Source organism: Streptococcus sp. 1004_SSPC, assembly GCF_001069025.1.
In the GTDB taxonomy this organism is placed as follows: domain Bacteria; phylum Bacillota; class Bacilli; order Lactobacillales; family Streptococcaceae; genus Streptococcus; species Streptococcus vestibularis.
This window is the reverse complement of the sequence record NZ_JWGQ01000070.1, coordinates 1-2227: the sequence shown is the minus strand read 5'-3', so window position 1 is coordinate 2227 and position 2227 is coordinate 1. Positions and strand designations below refer to the sequence as shown.

The 2227-nt window shown below is 36.7% G+C and carries 2 protein-coding genes; one reads left to right on the top strand and one right to left on the bottom strand.

Annotated elements, in window-relative coordinates:
• Window positions 1-148: 148 nt before the first annotated feature.
• Entirely contained in the window at window positions 149-1156 is a 1008-nt protein-coding gene (locus ADF62_RS05595; RefSeq protein ID WP_003092677.1) for a YeiH family protein, read from the bottom strand.
• 172 nt (window positions 1157-1328) lie between these two features.
• Here ADF62_RS05595 and ADF62_RS05590 point away from each other — a divergent pair, with 172 nt between their 5' ends.
• The gene (locus ADF62_RS05590) at window positions 1329-2042 is read left to right on the top strand and encodes a glucosaminidase domain-containing protein (RefSeq protein ID WP_003092498.1); all 714 of its coding nucleotides are present in this window, start codon (window positions 1329-1331) and stop codon (window positions 2040-2042) included.
• Window positions 2043-2227 lie beyond the last annotated feature (185 nt).

The following is a 2227-nucleotide window of genomic DNA, read 5'->3' as shown; positions in this document are numbered from 1 at the left end:
GTTTTGTCGCTTTTCATTATAGTTCTTATGGGACTTTTTGTGTACACTCAAAAAGCTCTATAACTCTACAGTGGTTTTACCCACTATAGAAATTATAGAGCCACAATAAAATAAAACTCACAAACTTGTTTAGTTTGTGAGTTTTATTTTACCAAAGTCCTAATAGCTTTTGCATGAGGAGTGAAACGACACTAATTAATAGCCAACAAATTCCTCCCACTAATAGAGCAGCTCCCCCCCTAGTAATTAGTTTTTTGAGATTTGTTTGGTAACCGATAGCTGTCATGGCCATGATAATCATGAATTTTGAAAGGTCTTTTAAAGGATTGAAGATAGCGGATGGGACACCCATGGACATCGTTATGGTTGTAACGAGTGAAGCCAACAGGAACCAAAGGATGAAGTTTGGAATTGCTTTGGTCAGAGAAAAACTCTCCTGTGTATTATCTTTTTTTGACTGCCAAATAGAGAGTCCTAGAGTGATAGGAATGATAGCAAGTGTCCTTGTTAATTTGACAATCGTTGCCTGCTCTAGGATGGATGTTCCATGTAAGCTATCCCATGAACTAGCAGTAGCAGTTACAGAGGATGTATCATTAACAGCTGTCCCAGCAAATATAGCAAATCCCTGATTACTGAGGCCTAACCAAGAGCCTAAGTGGGGAAAAAGTAGAGCTGCCAAAATGTTGAAAAAGAAAATAACAGAGATTGCAGTTGCAATGGACTCATCTTTGGCCTTGATAACAGGTGCAGTGGCTGCAATAGCAGAACCACCGCAGATAGATGATCCAACTCCTACTAAAGTTGCGATTTCACTATCTAATTTAAATAGCTTATGGATGAAATAAGCAGTAATCAGTGCCGTAGTAATGGTAGCTAAAATAATGGGCAGAGATGTTAAACCAACGTTGAAGACTTGAGAAAGATTTAATCCAAATCCAAGAAGAACAACTGCGTATTGTAATACTTTTTTTGATGTAAATTGCATCCCTACTAAAAATTTTTTTTGATTTATAGGTAGACTAGCTAATAAGAGTCCAATAAAAAGTCCAATGACCGGTCCACCAATAATAGGAAATAATTTTCCAAGATACCAAGCTATGAGCGATATAAGTATTGAAATACTTATTCCAGGTAAGGATTCTTTTATTTTCATTAAGTTACCTCCTTAAAACTTGACTATATTATAGCTTATTATAAATATGATGTAAAGGTGACTTCTGCCTTATTTCTCAGCAACAACTAGGTAAGAAGGTTGCAGGGTATCAGTTTTTTTGATAGAATAGTATTAAAATATTATAATCGTTTTTTTATGAAGGGAGGGCTGTATGTATCGTCATTTAAAGAAGTATTTTGTTTTTATCGTAGGGGCTTTTATCTGTTCACTCTTTTTTGTGTTGGCCTTTACAACAGACAGAAAGAATGATAATAGTGTCAATGCTAAAGCTGAAGCTGCCTATAATCAAACTACGACAGCTTTTATTGATAGTATCGGTGAGACTGCGAGACAGATTGGTCAAGACTACAATATCTATGCTTCTGTTTTAATTGCTCAAGCAATTCTAGAATCAAATTCAGGTCAGTCAGGTTTGAGTCAAGCTCCTTATTACAACTTCTTTGGTATTAAGGGTTCTTATAATGGGAACTCTGTTACAATGCGTACTTGGGAAGATGGAGGTGCAGGAAATACTTACGAGATTGACGAGCCCTTTCGTTCATATGGAAGTCTGAGTGATTCCCTAGCAGATTATGCTGCTTTGATGACGTCATCTACTTATTCAGGTACTTGGAAATCAAATACAAGTAGCTATGCGGATGCTACTCAGGCACTCACAGGAACCTATGCTACAGATAGTCTGTATGCATCTAAGTTAAATAGTATTATTGCATACTATGGTCTTACTATCTACGATCAAGCTCCGGTTACTCAGAAAACAGGTTCAAGTGGCGGTCTTGTTTGGAATGCTTATAGAGGATCATACACAGATGCTGAGACCTTATCTATAGATGAGGCTTGGGCAAGCTATAAAAATTATAAATAAAAAGAGCCGAAATGAACTGCACCCCAAAGGTTAGACAGAAAAAATCTAACTTGGGGTGTTTTTATTATGAAATTGACTTATGAAGATAAAGTTCAAATACATGAATTGAGAAAACAAGAGGGAGACCGCCTAAAATGGGACGTAAGCCAAAGAAGAAATCTGAAGAGATGACAGAGCTAGAGCAA